This window comes from Mucilaginibacter sp. cycad4, from assembly GCF_034263275.1.
GTDB lineage: Bacteria > Bacteroidota > Bacteroidia > Sphingobacteriales > Sphingobacteriaceae > Mucilaginibacter.
In genome coordinates, this window is the sequence record NZ_CP139559.1 from 890,284 (window position 1) to 907,211 (window position 16,928).

11 protein-coding genes are annotated in these 16,928 nt (G+C 45.2%); 10 read left to right on the plus strand and 1 reads right to left on the minus strand.

Annotation, left to right across the window (positions count from 1 at the left end; translation table 11 throughout):
- The first annotated feature begins 352 nt into the window (after positions 1–352).
- The 3 genes from SNE26_RS03710 (at position 353) to SNE26_RS03720 (ending at position 7,107) form a co-directional block, all read left to right on the plus strand.
- Complete coding sequence (locus tag SNE26_RS03710; RefSeq protein WP_321558027.1) at positions 353–3,595, plus strand: glycosyl hydrolase; 3,243 nt, start codon at positions 353–355, stop codon at positions 3,593–3,595.
- 173 nt (positions 3,596–3,768) lie between these two features.
- Positions 3,769–5,529, plus strand: coding sequence for an alpha-L-rhamnosidase C-terminal domain-containing protein (locus tag SNE26_RS03715; RefSeq protein WP_321558028.1), 1,761 nt, complete (start codon positions 3,769–3,771; stop codon positions 5,527–5,529).
- A 270-nt stretch (positions 5,530–5,799) separates the two neighbouring features.
- Positions 5,800–7,107, plus strand: a complete 1,308-nt coding sequence (locus SNE26_RS03720) for an IS110 family transposase (RefSeq protein WP_321555135.1) — start codon at positions 5,800–5,802, stop codon at positions 7,105–7,107.
- A gap of 258 nt (positions 7,108–7,365) precedes the next feature.
- Here SNE26_RS03720 and SNE26_RS03725 read toward each other — a convergent pair whose 3' ends face one another.
- On the minus strand, positions 7,366–7,731 hold the full coding sequence (locus SNE26_RS03725) for a VOC family protein (RefSeq protein ID WP_321558029.1): 366 nt from the start codon (positions 7,729–7,731) through the stop codon (positions 7,366–7,368).
- A gap of 121 nt (positions 7,732–7,852) precedes the next feature.
- Between SNE26_RS03725 and SNE26_RS03730 the strand changes: the two genes are divergently transcribed.
- The 7 genes from SNE26_RS03730 (at position 7,853) to SNE26_RS03760 (ending at position 16,857) form a co-directional block, all read left to right on the plus strand.
- Positions 7,853–8,740, plus strand: a complete 888-nt coding sequence (locus tag SNE26_RS03730) for a diacylglycerol kinase family protein (RefSeq protein ID WP_321558030.1) — start codon at positions 7,853–7,855, stop codon at positions 8,738–8,740.
- Position 8,741: 1 nt separating this feature from the next.
- Positions 8,742–9,293, plus strand: a complete 552-nt coding sequence (locus SNE26_RS03735; RefSeq protein WP_321558031.1) for a dual specificity protein phosphatase — start codon at positions 8,742–8,744, stop codon at positions 9,291–9,293.
- A gap of 97 nt (positions 9,294–9,390) precedes the next feature.
- The gene (locus SNE26_RS03740; RefSeq protein ID WP_321558032.1) at positions 9,391–10,026 is read left to right on the plus strand and encodes a (2Fe-2S)-binding protein; all 636 of its coding nucleotides are present in this window, start codon (positions 9,391–9,393) and stop codon (positions 10,024–10,026) included.
- Positions 10,023–11,015 carry a xanthine dehydrogenase family protein subunit M gene (locus SNE26_RS03745; RefSeq protein WP_321558033.1) on the plus strand — a complete coding sequence of 331 codons (993 nt, stop codon included), beginning with the start codon at positions 10,023–10,025 and terminating at the stop codon, positions 11,013–11,015. The genes SNE26_RS03740 and SNE26_RS03745 overlap by 4 nt, the downstream gene beginning before the upstream one ends.
- Positions 11,016–11,055: 40 nt before the next feature.
- Positions 11,056–13,188, plus strand: coding sequence for a xanthine dehydrogenase family protein molybdopterin-binding subunit (locus tag SNE26_RS03750; protein ID WP_321558034.1), 2,133 nt, complete (start codon positions 11,056–11,058; stop codon positions 13,186–13,188).
- Positions 13,189–13,202: 14 nt separating this feature from the next.
- Positions 13,203–14,342 carry an XdhC family protein gene (locus tag SNE26_RS03755; RefSeq protein ID WP_321558035.1) on the plus strand — a complete coding sequence of 380 codons (1,140 nt, stop codon included), beginning with the start codon at positions 13,203–13,205 and terminating at the stop codon, positions 14,340–14,342.
- A gap of 742 nt (positions 14,343–15,084) precedes the next feature.
- Positions 15,085–16,857 carry a hypothetical protein gene (locus tag SNE26_RS03760; RefSeq protein WP_321558036.1) on the plus strand — a complete coding sequence of 591 codons (1,773 nt, stop codon included), beginning with the start codon at positions 15,085–15,087 and terminating at the stop codon, positions 16,855–16,857.
- The last annotated feature ends 71 nt before the right edge of the window (positions 16,858–16,928 follow it).

The following is a 16,928-nucleotide window of genomic DNA, read 5'->3' on the forward strand; positions in this document are numbered from 1 at the left end:
ATCTCCGTAATATCATTCAGTCTGCCCACAACAAGTTTAATTGTTGATGATAATCCCATTGTCCACGCTGCACTGAACCTCCTGCCTGATCAGGCTAATGACTTTGATATTATTTGTGAATACTGCACCGCCGGGCTAAACCTTCCGCAACTCAGGTTATTTTTTACTTGATCCCCGGATAGGGACGGAAACGCCATCCGATAACATCATATATTTTCAAGAAAAGATAGTACAGGATGCCAAATCATGATGAAAGCTTTAGTATTGTTTTAATTATAAACTTACCGGCTTTCACATAAATCTGTATCATTTGGCCTCCGGGTTGAGTGGCTGAAATATTATAATCTTCCTGATGCAAAATATCTACAAAAAGGCCTTTGTTGCACTGCTTTTGGTTAATGTGCTTGGCTTAAGCACCAAAAGTTTTGCCCAAACTAAAATACCTAAACCAGATAAACTCTACAGCGGTTTTAAAACCACACCCGACTCTGTTCAAACCAGTGTGTACTGGTATTGGATTTCGGGTAATGTATCTAAAGAAGGTGTGGTTAAAGACCTTGAATCGATGAAAAAGGTGGGCATCAACCGGGCGTTCATCGGTAACATTGGTTTGGATGAAATTCCCTACGGCAAGGTGAAAATGTTTTCGGCCGAGTGGTGGGATATTTTACATACGGCACTCAAAACCGCTACCAGGCTCAATATCGATATAGGTATTTTCAACAGCCCGGGCTGGAGCCAGTCGGGCGGGCCCTGGGTTAAGCCCCAACAGGCCATGAGGTACCTTGCTTCCTCAACTTTAGCTGCTAAAGGGCCGGTAAAGCTTGATAAAAAGCTTGATCAACCTCAAAAGCAATTCCAGGATGTAAAGGTTATAGCTTTCCCGGCACCTGCGGGTTACGGAGAGCGAATGGCAAGCTCATTCATTAGTTCCTTACCTGTTGATCCGCACGTTAATAACCTCGTTGACGGCGACGAAAATACCGTGTATACCATTCCTAACAATCCAAAGCCATCAATAACTATTGATGCCGCCTCGCCATATACTGCGCGCAGCTTTGTTTTTTATCCGGCGCATAAGGCATTACGCTTTGAAGGAGAGATCCTGGCCCGTGATGCCGCAGGCTTTTACCAAACCATCAAACATTTTGTGGTGGATAGGAGCAACCCTAACCTTAATGTCGGCTTCAGTCCGTATGCACCTGCCGCGGTTTCTATTCCGGCAACAACAAGCCAAAGCTTTCGTATTGTATTCAGCGCAGGCTCGCAGGGCAGTGATATAGCTGAGCTTAAAATTTCGGCCTCGCCTAATGTGGAGAGTTATGCCGAAAAAACTTTGGCAAAAATGTATCAGACACCGCTGCCGTATTGGAAGGAATACCAATGGCAGCCGCAGCCGGTAGTTGATGACCAGCAATATATGATCAATCCGCAAAAAGTGATCGATATATCCAAATATATGCAGGCTGATGGCACCCTGAAATGGGACGTACCCACCGGCAACTGGATCATTATGCGCACCGGTATGACACCCACTCAGGTTACTAACGCTCCCGCACCGCCTGAAGGCCGTGGTTTAGAAGTTGACAAAATGAGCAAAAAGCATATTGCCGAACATTTTGACGCTTTTCTTGGCCAGATCCTGAAACGCATCCCCGCAGCCGACCGCAAAAGCTTTAAGGTAGCTGTTGAGGATAGTTACGAAACAGGCAGCCAAAACTGGACGGATGAACTGCTTAAAAACTTCAAAGCAAAATTTGGGTACGATGCCCTGCCGTACCTGCCCGTATTAAGCGGCAGCGTAGTTGGCAGCCAGGATCAAAGCGACCGGTTTTTGTGGGATTTACGGCGTTTTATTGCAGATAAAGTTGCTTACGATTATGTTGGCGGCCTGCGGGATGTGAGCCACAAGCACGGCCTTACCACCTGGCTGGAAAACTACGGGCACTGGGGTTTTCCGGGTGAGTTTTTGCAGTACGGTGGTCAGTCGGACGAGATTGGTGGCGAGTTTTGGAGCGAGGGTGATCTGGGTAATATCGAAAACCGGGCAGCTTCGTCATCGGCGCATATCTACGGTAAAAACAAAGTTTCGGCCGAGTCGTTTACCTGTGCAGGCGGATCATTTACACGCTACCCGGCCATGATGAAACAACGTGGTGACCGCTTTTTTACCGAGGGGATTAACAATACCTTATTGCATGTATTTATCTCGCAGCCGGCCGATAACAGGGTGCCGGGGGCAAATGCCTGGTTCTCCAACGAGTTTAACCGCAACAATACCTGGTTTTATGATATGGGCATGTTTATCAGCTATATCAAACGGTGTAATTACATGCTGAGGCAGGGTAAATATGTAGCCGATGTAGCTTATTTTATCGGCGAGGATGCCCCTAAAATGACAGGTGTACGTGACCCGGAACTGCCGCAAGGCTATTCGTTTGATTATATCAATGCCGAGTTGCTGAATGGAAGAGCTAAAATTGTTAATGGCAGGCTGGCGTTGCCTGGCGGCATGAGCTACAAACTATTGGTATTGCCCAAACTGGCAACCATGCGGCCCGAACTTTTGAAAACCATTACCAGATTGGTTAATGATGGATTGACTGTATTAGGCCCCAAACCTGAGCGCTCACCAAGTCTGCAAAATTACGGCACTGCTGATGCGGAGATCAAAAAGATGGCGGCAGTACTTTGGGGTAATATCGATAGTGTTTCGGTAAATATTCATAGGTATGGCAAGGGTATGGTTATTGACGGAATGGATCTGGAGCACGCATTGAAACTGATTAATGTAACGCCCGATTGTAAGTTTAATACCGTAGGGCAGGCGCTGTTCATTCACCGTAAACTCGGCGATGGTGATATGTATTTTGTATCCAACCAAACCGCACAATCAATAGATATTAACGCAGCTTTCAGGGTGCAGGGAAAAGCACCGGAATTTTGGGATGCCACAACCGGTGGTAGCCGTAACCTGCCCAATTATAAACAGGAGGGAGGTATTACTACTGTGCCGCTTAAACTCGATGCTTATCAAAGCATATTTATAATTTTCAGGAAACCAGCCAATGTAAACGCCGGTAAATATGAAAACTTCCCCGATCAGCAGGTTTTGGTTGACGTAAATACTCCATGGCAGGTTACCTTTGATGCTAAAAGATGGGGGCCTGCAAACCCGGTTACCTTTGATAAACTGATTGACTGGACATTGAGGCCGGAGGATGAAATTAAATATTATTCGGGCCCGGCAGTTTACCATAATACGTTTAATATTGCCCGAATTGAAAAGGACAAACACCTGCTGCTTAACCTGGAACAGGTAAAAGCCATGGCCAAAGTAAAGGTGAACGGTATTGCAGTTGGCGGCGTATGGACGGCCCCTTATCAGCTTGATATAACCAATGCGCTTAAACCGGGCAATAACACCGTAGATATTGAGGTGGTGAACACCTGGGTTAACCGTTTAATTGGCGATAGTAAATTACCCGCTAATGAACGCCACACCTGGACCAACGTGAATCCATATAAGCCCGATAGCCAGCTGGAAGCTTCGGGATTAACAGGGCCGGTGACTATTAAATTGGTAGTGTATTGATAAAAACGGCCGGGCGGCGGTGGTAAAAAGCAAGGACTTGTGCGATTCCCGTCTTGAGAGGGGCGGAAGGGTGTATTTCTTTCGCGCGACGAAACACACCCCTGCCACCATGCTTTCCACCGCACCCCCTCTCAAGAGGGTAGCTTTTAAAACATTGTAAAAAGGCATTTTAAATGAAGAAAATATTACTCATCATCATCCTATCCATCACCGGTTTTATCAACCAGGCCCAGGAACTCCCGCCGGTTTTTGACGCTAAACGCTCTGCCGAAGCACAATCGACAGAAACGGTGAGGAAATATCTTTCACCGGTCCGCGTCCTTTGGAAATCGCCCGATGCAGCTACCAATATTATCAATGCCGAAAAACTTTTAAAACGAGGTGACGGGCAGGCCGATCTTTCGGGTAGTGACTTGTGCATTCTCCAAAGTAATGAAAAGGGCAAACCTGGTTTACTGCTTGATTTTGGTAAGGAACTGCACGGCGGTTTGCAATTGGTAACCGATCAGTCAAGGGGCGGCAAGCCGGTGAGGGTGCGTATCCGTTTTGGTGAATCGGCCAGCGAGGCCATGTCAAATATCGATACTATAAAAGGCGCTACTAACGACCATGCCATGCGCGATATGATCATATCACTGCCATGGCTGGGCAAGCTGGAAATAGGCAATACCGGCTTTCGTTTTGTGCGGATAGACCTGGTAGATGAGAATAGCCAGCTTAAACTGAAAGAAGCAAGGGCTATTTTTATTTACCGCGATATTCCTTACCTGGGCTCATTTAAATGCAGCGATACGTTGCTTAATAAAATCTGGCTTACCGGTGCCTACACCGTGCACCTCAACATGCAGGATTACCTCTGGGATGGTATTAAACGCGACCGCCTGGTTTGGGTAGGAGATATGCATCCCGAAACATCGACCATTGCTGCTGTATTTGGCGACAATGCCGTAGTACCCAAAAGTCTTGACCTGGCCCGGGATATTACCCCCTTGCCCGGTTATATGAACGGGATGGTATCCTACTCCATGTGGTGGATCCTGATCCAGCACGATTGGTATATGTACACCGGTAATCTCAAATACCTGCAACAGCAAAAAGCTTACCTGGTAAAATTGCTGAATCAGTACGCTGTACAGGTTAATGCCAACGGCAGTGAAAAACTGGACGGCGCGGGTAGGTTTTTAGACTGGCCATCGAGCGAAAATAAACCCGCTATCCATGCCGGTTTACAGGCTATGCTGGTTATGACCCTCAATGCCGGTGCCGAACTCTGCAAAATACTGAATGATCCTGCCACTGCAAAAAAATGTGAAGCCGCGGTGGCCAAGCTTAAAACCAATGTACCCGACGCCAACGGTTCAAAACAGGCGGCAGCTTTATTGGGTTTGTCGGGCTTGTGGCCTGCCCAAAAGGCAAATGAGATCCTTTCTGCTGGTGGGGTGCATAATTACTCTACCTTTTTTGGATACTATATGCTGCTGGCCAAAGCCAAAGCCGGCGATTACCGGGGTGGAATTGACGCTATCCGCAACTTTTGGGGGCCGATGCTGAATTTGGGTGCCACCACCTTTTGGGAAGATTTTAATATCGACTGGCTCCCCAATGCCTCGCGGATAGACGAACTGATACCAGATGGGAAAAAAGATATCCATGGTGATTATGGCGCTTATTGTTATAAAGGATTCAGGCACAGTCTTTCGCATGGCTGGGCATCAGGGCCAACACCCTGGTTAACCGAGTATGTATTGGGGGTGAAGGTAATTGCTCCGGGCTGTAAGGTAATTAAAATTGAACCACATTTGGGCGATCTCAGTTTTGCCGAAGGCACTTATCCAACCCCGTATGGTATTGTGAAAATTAAACATGTTAAGCAGGCCGATGGAAAAGTAAAAACTACCGTTAATGCACCTGTAGGTGTTAAGTTGGTTCAGTAAACATGCTCTCATACCAAGCATTTGTGTTAGGGAAGTCTGGCCGGGTTTCCGGTTGGTTTATAAAGGGACATGCCTTAAATTTGGATAAGGCTTTACAGGAAGTAACAGTGCTACAAATTAGTGTTAATTACCTGATAGGGAATCTTGTTCCAGTTGCTTATTGAAAGGTTTATTGGTGATGCCGTTCTATAGAGCGGTATTCCCGTGCAGGATGCTATCGAATTTTATAAGCAGCAGGCCTTAAAGCTTATTTATTTAACCATTAGGCTTATGTCAAAAACACTTGAGATCGTCCATCCCAATGCGGCAGGGATAGATATTGGCAGCAGAAATTTCTTTGTAGATGCAGGCGAAGATCAGATCCGTATCTTCCCCACTTTTACGGCAGACTGTAACGCGATCCGTGATTACTTGCTTTCTTTAGGTATCAATACAGTAGCGATGGAATCCACGGGTGTTTACTGGATAACACTATACACAGTTTTGGAGGAAGCGGGTGTAGAAGTTTACCTTGTAAATGGGCGTGATGTAAAAAATGTCCCAGGTCGAAAAAGCGATGTGAAAGACTGTCAGTGGCTTCGTCAATTGCATGGCTATGGCCTTTTACGGAAAAGTTTTATACCGGAAATTGAAATGCGTAAAGTTAGAAGTTACCTCCGTTTGCGGCAAGATCATATCCGTGCCGCCGCCACACAGGTTCACTTGATGCAGAAAGCTCTAACCCAAATGAATATCCGTTTTACAGAAGTGATTAACGATATCAGCGGAGCGAGCGGAATACGCATGATAACAGCCATACTTGGAGGCGAAAGAGATGCCATTACGCTGGCAGAATTATGTCATGAGCGGATACTGGAAAAGAAAAGAGATCTGGTGATTAAATCACTGGAGGGGCATTATAGCGAGGAGCATCTGTTCGCCTTGCGTCAGGCTTATGGCACCTGTTGCTATTACAATAGTTTAATAAAAGAATGCGATGCAGAGATAGAGCGTCAGTTAAAAGATATGTCAAAAGATAAAGACGATATTGAAACAGCTGTAAAACGCAAACCGATTCGTTACCATAAACCTGAAATAGATAACCTGCATAAGCCTTTGCTGAAATTGACAGGAGGCAAAGACCCGATAGGCATAGCAGGAATAACCGATTACAGTTTTCTCCAGATCGTAAGCGAGGTGGGAACAGATATGAGTCCCTGGCCAACAGAAAAGCACTTTAGTGGCTGGTTGAAACTGGCACCGATGAAATCGAGTTCGGGAAAGATGCATAAACGGGTACGGATGAAGCGTCAAAATAATGCAGGGCTGATATTCAGAAATCTGGCCCAGGGTCTATTGAACAGCAAACACCTCGCTCTTGGGGCATTTGGTCGGAGAATACGTGCAAGGCGGGGAAGTCCTATCGCCATAAAGGCAATAGCGCGAAAGATAGCGTGCTATTATTATAGGGTAATGACTAATGGCAGTGAGTTTGTAGAAAAAGGAATAGAGGCCTATCAAAACCATTTAAAAGAACAGAAAAGGAAGCAACTTGAAAAATTGGCACTACAGTTTAATATGCAATTAGTCCCTGCATAAAAAAGTGTGTCCTCAGGATAGTAGCGGATACCGGCCTTGTGGTTAATGCCTTGTGGAGTATGAGCGGAAAGCCCTGCCCGTAGGGAACACCATTAATATTGGGAGTCTCGTATGTTTGATTTTGGATTTTTTCTGGATTAAGCAAATTAAAGAATTTATCAAACTTGTTATAGCGGGTAAGATTTCTCCCGGTTCAGGCACATATCATTATTGATTAACCAATACATTAAGCTTTCAAATACGTTATTTATTAGTGAATTAACTTTGCGGCTGGCAAAAGCGTAAAGTATTTCCATCAATATCGGTAACATAAAACTCGCGCGTTCCCCAGGTTTGATCCGTTGGTCCCTGGTGAACGGGCGACTCTTTTTTAACAGAGGTATCCAACCCGCGGGATACGTAATGTATAAACCGGCTATCCACATCATCAACCCAAACATTTACCACCGAACCAAACAAGCGGTCGCTTTCATATACGGTTAGCTGCAGCTCTCCAAATTCACTTATAAGGTCAATAACGCCGTCATCAGCCGTGGCTTCAGGGTATTTGAGCCTGAAATCAAGCACATTGGTATAAAAACCGACGGCCTGCCGCAAATTCCTGCATTTAAAAAGTGGGATCATTTTCATTATAGCAAACAGTATAATATAAAGTTAACGTTTAATTACTGCACAAACAGATTACATCACTTAAATAAAACCAACCACAGCCGGAGCTGTTAACCCAATGCATAACAGCCTGCAAATGAAATTCAAACAAATCCATTTTATCATCAATCCGGCTTCGGGTAAAGAGGAACCCATTTTATCATACATCAACAAAGTACTGGATGGCAGCGGCATCGGCTGGGACATCAGCGTAACTAAAAGAAACACAAGCGCAGGTAGCATAGCCAAAGCTCTTGTTGGCAAGTCGCAATTAGTAGCGGTGTATGGTGGCGATGGATGCGTTACTGAGGTAGCGGCCGCCCTGCATGGTACAACTACCCCCATGGCGATAATCCCCGGAGGGACGGCCAATGTTATGGCTAAAGAGTTAAATATCCCGCAGGAAACAACTTTGGCACTTGAACTGCTCAAAAATAACACCGGTAAGTTAAACGCAGTTGATATGGGGATGATGAACGGCAAGCCATTTTTGTTGAGGGTAAATTGCGGAATCATGGCCGATATGGTGCTGCAGGCAGATCGGGAGCTGAAAGATAATATCGGTCAGCTGGCCTATGGCATTACCGCTATCAAAACCATAAACGAGGCCGAGCCGGTTAAGTATCAACTCGAAATAGATGATCAGGTGATTGAAGAAGAGGCGGTTTCTTTAACGGTAACCAACTCGGGCAATATAGGCATCGGTGATTTTACACTTCAGCCGGGTATCAGTATTACGGATGGACTGCTGGATGTTATTTTATTAAAAGACAACAGCTTTACTTCTATACTCAAAATAGCAGGTAGTGCATTACTTCAAAACAAAACCGATGCAGTTAGGCACTGGCAATGCAGGCGGGTGGTGATCCGCACCAAAGCCGATCAAAAATTTATCTGTGATGATTTTGAACAGCAGGCAAAAAAGATAGAGATTGAAGTAATACCTGCTTCAATAAATATATTGGTACCCCGTAATGAAAGTTGATATGTTAAGTAAAATAAAAAGTATCATAACGTTGGTTATCATATTCTTCCAGAAGATATATGATAACATTTACCGTGTTTTTGCGGGGATGCCTACACTTAAAAGAAGCCAGATCACGGCCAACCTGTTTTTAGGCAGCCAGTATAACTTACTCGGTTTAAGAAAAATGAAGGCATTGGGTATCACTGCGATAATCAATATGCGGATACATTCGGTATACAGCGAGGCTCAATATGAGGGTTTTCATTACCTGCATTTACCCACAGTTGATAATACACCGCCGTCAATGGATATCCTGATGAAAGGCGCTGATTTTGCAGATGCTGAAATAAAAAAAGGCGGCAAAGTTTATATTCATTGCAGGCAAGGCCTGGGCCGGGGGCCAACCATGACAATTGCCTATCTTCTTAAAACAGGCCTTACATTTCAGGATGCCTTCAATCTTGTAAAAAGGGTACGCACTTTCATTAATCCCCGGCCGGGGCAAATCGAACGGCTGAAAGAACTGGAGCAATATTATAAAATAAATAAGCAGGAACAAACAATGGTATAACACAAGCGATTGGATTTTTCATTGTTCAAAACAAATTTGTTACGGAATTATTGATATTAAAAGTGCTATCTTGGTGTAATTATAAATCGCTGTACCTATGTCTACAACAAAGCCCTGCACTCCAACCGACGGCGAAGACATCTCAAACGGAACGCGCCGTGATTTCCTTAAGCAAACATCGCTGTTAACGGGCATTGCCTTAACACCGGGTACTGTGGTTAAAGCGGCCGAAAACCAATGGGATGAGAAACTTGCCGGCGTTTTTGAAAAGCAAGCCCTGCACCTGGAGGTGAACGGTGTGAAGCAGGAACTGATGGTTGAACCACGTGTAACCCTGCTGGAAGTACTGCGCGAACATCTCGGCCTTACAGGTACCAAAAAAGGTTGCGACCGCGGCCAGTGCGGTGCTTGTACCGTGCATGTAAATGGCGTACGCATTAACTCATGCCTGAGCCTTGCATTAACAAATGATGGTAAAAAGATAACCACTATTGAAGGCCTTGCCAAAGAGGAAGAGCTGCACCCCATGCAGGAGGCTTTTATTAAACATGATGGTTTTCAGTGCGGATATTGTACATCGGGGCAGATCATGTCGGCTGTGGCTTTGCTTAAAGAGGGGCATGCCGGTTCTGAAACCGAGATCAGGGAGTTTATGAGCGGTAACATTTGCCGTTGCGGCGCTTATCCCAATATTGTTAAAGCTATTCAGGAAGTTAAAGGAGATATGGTATGAACCAGTTTCAATATGCGCGACCAGCCGAAAAAGCTGCCGCCATTAAATCATTGGCGAAAGAACCAAACGGGTACTTTTTGGCAGGCGGGACCAATTTGGTTGATATGATGAAAATGGGACTGGTGGTACCGGATAAGCTGGTGGATATTAACCGCCTCCCGCTTAAAAAGATAGAGAAAACTGCCTCGGGTATGCATATCGGTGCATTAGCCTCCAATAGCGAGGTTGCCGAGCATGATTATGTAAAGGCACAGTACCCATTGCTGGCGATGGCTATCAATGCCGGTGCTTCGCCGCAGCTGCGCAATATGGCCACCGTTGGGGGGAATCTTATGCAGCGTACCCGCTGTCCTTATTTTTTTGATACTGCTATGCCTTGCAATAAACGTACACCCGGAAGCGGTTGCGGAGCGCTGGAGGGGATCAACCGTATGCATGCCCTTTTTGGCGCAAGTGATAAATGTATTGCAGTTAACCCCAGCGATATGAACGTAGCACTGGCTGCGTTGGATGCCACCATCCATGTAACAGGTGTAAAAGGCCCGAGAACCATTAAGATTGGCGATTTTCATCGCTTGCCAGGAGATCATCCCGAACTTGATAATACCCTGCAAAAAGGCGAGCTGATCACCGCGGTTGATCTGCCTGTTGCATCATCTGCTTATAACCAGCATGTTTACTATTTGAAAATTCGCGACCGCACATCATATGCCTTTGCCCTGGTTTCGGTGGCTGCTGCTTTGCATATCGAAAATAATACTATTACAGGCGCAAGGCTGGCCATGGGTGGGGTGGCACATAAGCCATGGCGTTTAACCACTGCCGAAGCATTTTTAAAAGGTAAAGCTGTTAACGAGGATAATTTTAAGCAGGCTGCGCAAATTGCCATGCAGGGAGCAAAGGCCTATGAGTATAACAAGTTTAAGTTAAGGCTTGCCCCTAATGCCATTGTACAATCCTTAAAAATGGCAACCGGCCTTGCATCATAAATTAATGACTATTTAGCTAATAGATTTAACACTGATCTTCATGAAAAAAGACGCAATTGGCGATTCCTTAAGCCGTGTAGATGGCCGGTTAAAAGTAACCGGCGGAGCTAAATACAGCGGCGAATATAAACTGCCCAACCTTAGCTATGGCGTGCTGGTTTCGGCAACCATTGCTTCGGGTACGGTAACTGCGCTTGATACCAAAGCTGCCGAGCGCGCACCGGGGGTACTGACTATTATTACGCCATTTAATGCGCCAAAAGTGCCTGGCTACCAGGCCGGGGCCGAAAGGCCGGTGCGGGGCTTGAAGCTATTTAACGATAACAAGATCTACTTTAACGCGCAACCTATGGCGCTTGTGGTTGCCGATACCTTTGAACGGGCTACTTATGCGGCAAGTCTGGTTAAAGCAACTTACAATAATGAGCCTTTTGAAACTGATTTTCATAAAAACATAGATAAGGGGGTAACCCCGCAAAAAGGTAATTATAAAGATTATGTGCGCGGTGAGGCGAATGCCTATAAAAATGCCCCGGTAATGGTTGAGGAGGAGTATATGCTCCCTACCGAAGTGCATAACCCCATGGAGCTGCACGTTACCACCGCTTTTTGGGATGGAGATGATAAGGTTACGCTGTATACCAAATCGCAGGGGGTAAAAGGTTCACAGCGTTCTATTGCTGCGGCATTCGGGCTTAACCCCGATAATGTGCAGATCAATTCGAGGTTTGTTGGTGGGGCTTTCGGCTCTTCATTACGCACCTGGCCGCATGAAATTGCAGCTGCACAGGCAGCCAAACTGGTAAAACGCCCGGTTAAACTTACGCTTACCCGCGAACAGATGTTTACGCAGGTAGGCTATCGCCCTTTAACCATCCAAAAAATAGGCCTGGGCGCAACTGCCGATGGTAAGCTGATTGGTATTACCCATGAATCGCATTCGCAAACGGCCGTTTATGAGGAATTTACAGAAGGGGCGGTAAATGTATCGCAGTTTTTATATAACAGTCCTAATGTTAATACACTTTACAAGGTAGTGCCTTTAAATGTTGGCGTACCTGCGCCTATGCGCGGTCCGGGGGAGGCTACCGGCTCCTTTGCGTTGGAGTCCGCGTTAGACGAGCTGTCTTACAAACTTAATCTCGATCCTATAGAGTTAAGGTTAAGGAACTATACCGATACCGATCCTGAACGGAACAAGCCATGGTCGAGCAAATACCTTAAGGAATGTTATCAGAAAGGGGCAGAGGCCATTGGTTGGGCTGATCGTAAAGCACAACCCGGCACCAATAAAGAGGGCGACTGGCTGGTAGGCTATGGGATAGGCTGCGGTGCATTTGGTGCATACCGGGGCAATGCCATGGCCAAAATAAAGTTAATGGCCGATGGCAGCGTGAATATTCAGAGTGCTACCAGCGATATTGGCCCGGGTACAGGCACATCAATGGTGTTGATAGCTGCTGATACTTTGGGGATTCCCGCGGATAAGATCACGTTTGAGCTGGGCAATTCGGCTTTTCCTAATGCGCCAACGCAGGGTGGTTCGGCAACGGTATCGTCTGTTGGCTCGGCGGTGCATGATGTGTGCGTGGCTTTGAAACAGAAGCTGTACACCATGGCCGGCAAGCCAGCCGATAGTACGGAGCCTATTGATTATGTTGCCGTGTTAAAGCAAAGTAACATGCCGTCGGTTGAGCTTACACAGGAATCGAAAGGTAATCCCGAGGCACAAAAATACTCCATGTATTCCTTTTCGGCGCATTTTGCAAAAGTGCATGTACACCCGCTTACGGGGCAGGTGAGGATCAAAAAGATAGTAGCCTGTGTTGATGCCGGAAAAATAGTGAACCATAAAACCGCCAGCAGCCAGATGATTGGCGGCGCGGTTGGCGGTGTTGGCATGGCCATGACCGAAGAAGCCATTTTTGATAATCGCTACGGACGTTACATTAATGGTAACTTTGCCGATTACCACGTGCCGGTAAATGCCGATATCCAGCAGATAGAAGCTATATTTATTGATAAGCCCGATCCTGTTTTAAACCCGGTAGGCACCAAAGGTATTGGCGAAATTTCGTTGATAGGGGTAGCTCCTGCTTTGGCAAACGCCATTTATAACGCTACGGGCAAAAGGGTTAGGGAACTGCCAATAACACCCGATAAACTGATATAGCTGTAAAGCTGCTGATGAAAGAGATCATTGACATTGTTGCCGCCTATGATGAGGCACATGCGCTGGGTAAAAAAACTGCCCTGGCTACTGTTGTATTGGTGGAAGGTTCTGCCTACCGCCGGGCCGGTGCACGCATGCTGATTACTGAGGACGGGCAGCTTACCGGTGCTATCAGCGGAGGGTGTTTGGAGGGCGATGCCCTGCGCAAAGCCCGCCTGGTGATCCTGCAGCAGCAACCTTTACTGGTAACTTATGATACTACCGACGATGACGATGCCAAACTGGGCGTAGGTTTGGGCTGTAACGGCATTATCCATATTCTTATTGAACCCATAACCGGCGATGTCAATAACCCTATTAGCCTGCTGAAAAATATCATCAGCAACGATCGGCACGCCGTACTGGCAACCGTGTTTTCTATTAAAGACAGAAAAGCGCCCCAGCCCGGTACTTGCCTTTGCCTTACCGAAGATAAACTGACAGTAAGCCATCCCGGGCACCTGCAATACCAGGTTGCTTTGGTAAGTGATGCCATAAGGGTACTGGAGGAGCAGCGATCAGAAATACGGGTTTATCAGGCTGATACCGAGTATACCGCTTTTGTTGAACATATTAAACCCGTTATTTCGCTTGTGATTGCGGGGGCAGGTAACGACGCAATTCCTTTAACGCGAATAGCTGCGGTTTTAGGCTGGAATATTACGGTGATAGATGGCCGGCCTAATTATGCAGTTAAGCAGCGCTTTCCGTTTGCTCAAAATGTCGTAACTGCTAAACCAACCGATGTATTATCGCATATAAAGATCAATGATCGTACGGCCATCGTTATGATGACCCACAATTATAATTATGAGATAGCACTCCTTAAAGAATTATTGCCTGCACCCTTACCTTATATCGGCATCCTCGGCCCCAAAAAGAAACTAGAACGGATGCTGGCAGAAATTGAGGACGCAGGCATATCTGTCAGCGAAGAACAAATGAACAACATCTACGGCCCGGTAGGGTTAGATATAGGTGCCGAGGGCGCCGAAGAGATAGCCTTATCCATTGTGTCTGAAATTAAAGCTGTGTTATCAGCGCGGCAGGGATATTCATTGAAATATAAACCTGCACCTATTCATATTTCTAATCTTAAATACTTGATTAAATAGTCGCCGGGTATCTTGGTTTTTATATTAGATACTTCAAACAGTTTTTCAGTTCTTTCCCGAATTAGCAGTTATGATTGCCCTTTTTTTGTCGCTGAAATAAAGCGCAAGTGCCTTTATGGCCGGGTATCATTGTAACAAATGAGGTGTCCCAATTTTTTGATTCCCAAAAAAAATTGAAAAAAGCCTGGTGCCTCTTTTTCTTAAAAACTCACGTGTTCCATTTTTTGAGAGTAAAATAATGGAACGGGTTAAAAATGCTACTGTTTGATAATCAGTTGTTTGTGTTTTGGTATGAAACGTTGTTAAATTAATGATAACCAGTATTTAAAACTTTATAGAGTATCTGCCTGGTGTTTCACACTTGCTGAAAATAAGGGCGGATTTTTGAGTGTATTTTTATCCGTTTTTTGATGTTTTTTAAATAAAGCTGGTTGTTTGAATTTTGATGGTGACAAAGTACTGCCACCATTGCTTAAAGCCGGAAAACTTAGTTTTGTGCCTTCTCTAAATATGACGAAGCGTAGCTTCGTCAGCTTCGTGGCCGATAGGCGAAGCCCTGGTCGAAGTTTAGCGGTAACCTAACTTCGACCTAAAACTATGCAAGCATTTTGCTTGCGGGGCCTGAATAGCAATAAAGGATTTACTGCCGTCATAAAGTTAAGCTGAAAGCTTAAATCATTTTAGGACGAAGTTAAATAGCGATTGATTTTCACAATGAGGTGTATATTAGCTATTTTTGAGCATGAAACTAAACCGCCTTATCATACTGTGTTTTGCAGTTTTATTTTTTTACGGATGTAGAAAAGGAGAAAACGCAAAAGAAATAATACCACCACCTGCACCCGGTCCGGGAGTGACAGAAATTGGACTATCGGGTGATATCAAAAACCCTGATGGCTCTGCGTCCGAAGGAGTGGATGTTACTATAGATGGACATAAAATCACAACTTCAGCTTCCGGCTTGTTTGAGTATACCGGCAAAGTAAGCAACGCTGATAAGGTAAAACTTTCGATATCTAAAAAAGGGTATTTTAAATTCAGTAAAACCTTTACGCTGGAAGAGAATAGTACGATAGAAAACCTCTCTTACCTTTTAATTTTGGAACAAACCGCCGGAAGTTTCGGATCGGCGAGCGGCGGTACCATCACCACCACCTATGCTACGCTGGTTTTTCAGCCTAATAGCTTTGTTAATCAAGACGGAAGTGCCTATAATGGAAACGTAACCGTAAAAATGCCTCCCAATATCATTAGTGAATATGCGGATAAATTGCCGGGGGATACAAGGGCTTTAACGGCAACGAATCAGAACGTTGTGTTAGACCATTGGGGAGGGATGAATGTGCAGGTTTATGGCAACACCGGGCAACTGCTTAAACTGGTAAAGCCGGTTAATTATACTTATAAAATTGACTGGCGATATGTTTACATTAATAAAAGCAACTCAATAAAGATATGGAATTACGACGAAGCCGATGATATCTGGAAAGAAGCCGGTGACGCCACCTTGAACGGACAATATTTTACCGGTAGTACAACAAGCTTATCCTATTTGCAATGGGGCACAGCTTATCCGCAAGCTTTGCTCAGGGCTTATGTAACGGATGGCAATTCAAACCCGGCCAGCTTTTTTAGGCTTGATTGTGGTATAGATAATTACGCCGTTAATAGTTTTTCGGGCGTAAGAATTAACTCGAAAGGCGTTGCATTAATTTACGCGCCGGCCAATACACAAATACGTACAGCCGTAGCATCGCCGTGTTATGATATGTTGAACGCCTTTTTAATCCCGCCAATTGCGGTCGATAAAAAATTAGAGCAACCACTGGTTGTTAAATTGGCGCCATACATAACCACCTTTGAGGGTAAAATAGAAGATTGCGGATTTAACGGCGTGAAGGGCAGGGCCGAGTTTACTTTTAACGGCAAAAAGATGCTGAGTAATCTTGATAACAATGGCTATTTTAAGTTTACCTTCCTTCTCTGTGAGTTCAACGGTAACAATGGTAAATTGGTTGTTTATGATGAGCAAAATAAAATTATTCATCAAAACAACAATAACCCGATAAGGGCCGGGATTAAAAATGCCTATTTGGCTTCATTGTGTACCGTACCGCAAACCGGTAAGGTAACAATAAATGTAAAGGGAAAAACCTATACGTTTGAAACGCCTAAAGATAGCCTGTCGATGAGCGAGATCTTTGAACCCTGGAATGGTAGCCCGACAACCATGATCTCTGCGCACAGTGCCGACAGAACACAGGGTTTTCTTCTGACTTACCTTGGCTTTAAAGGAGGAAAAGTTGATTTGTATACCTGCGGCTTTTCTATACCTTTAAATAATTACACCATGACCTGGGGGCTTTACGAACGTGGTACAACCCAGATCACAAAATATAAAACGAGCGACACCTTAATTGAGGGAACGTTTAAAACTAAAACTAATCTCAATTTTTCGGCATGGGCGCCCGGTGAGGTGGTGGAGATAAGCGGTAGTTTTAGTATTTCGAGGTGATGAAGATCCGGAAAACTCTAATTCTGATCGGAGCTTAGCGATAGCGTAACTCAAGCATTTTGCTTGCGTGG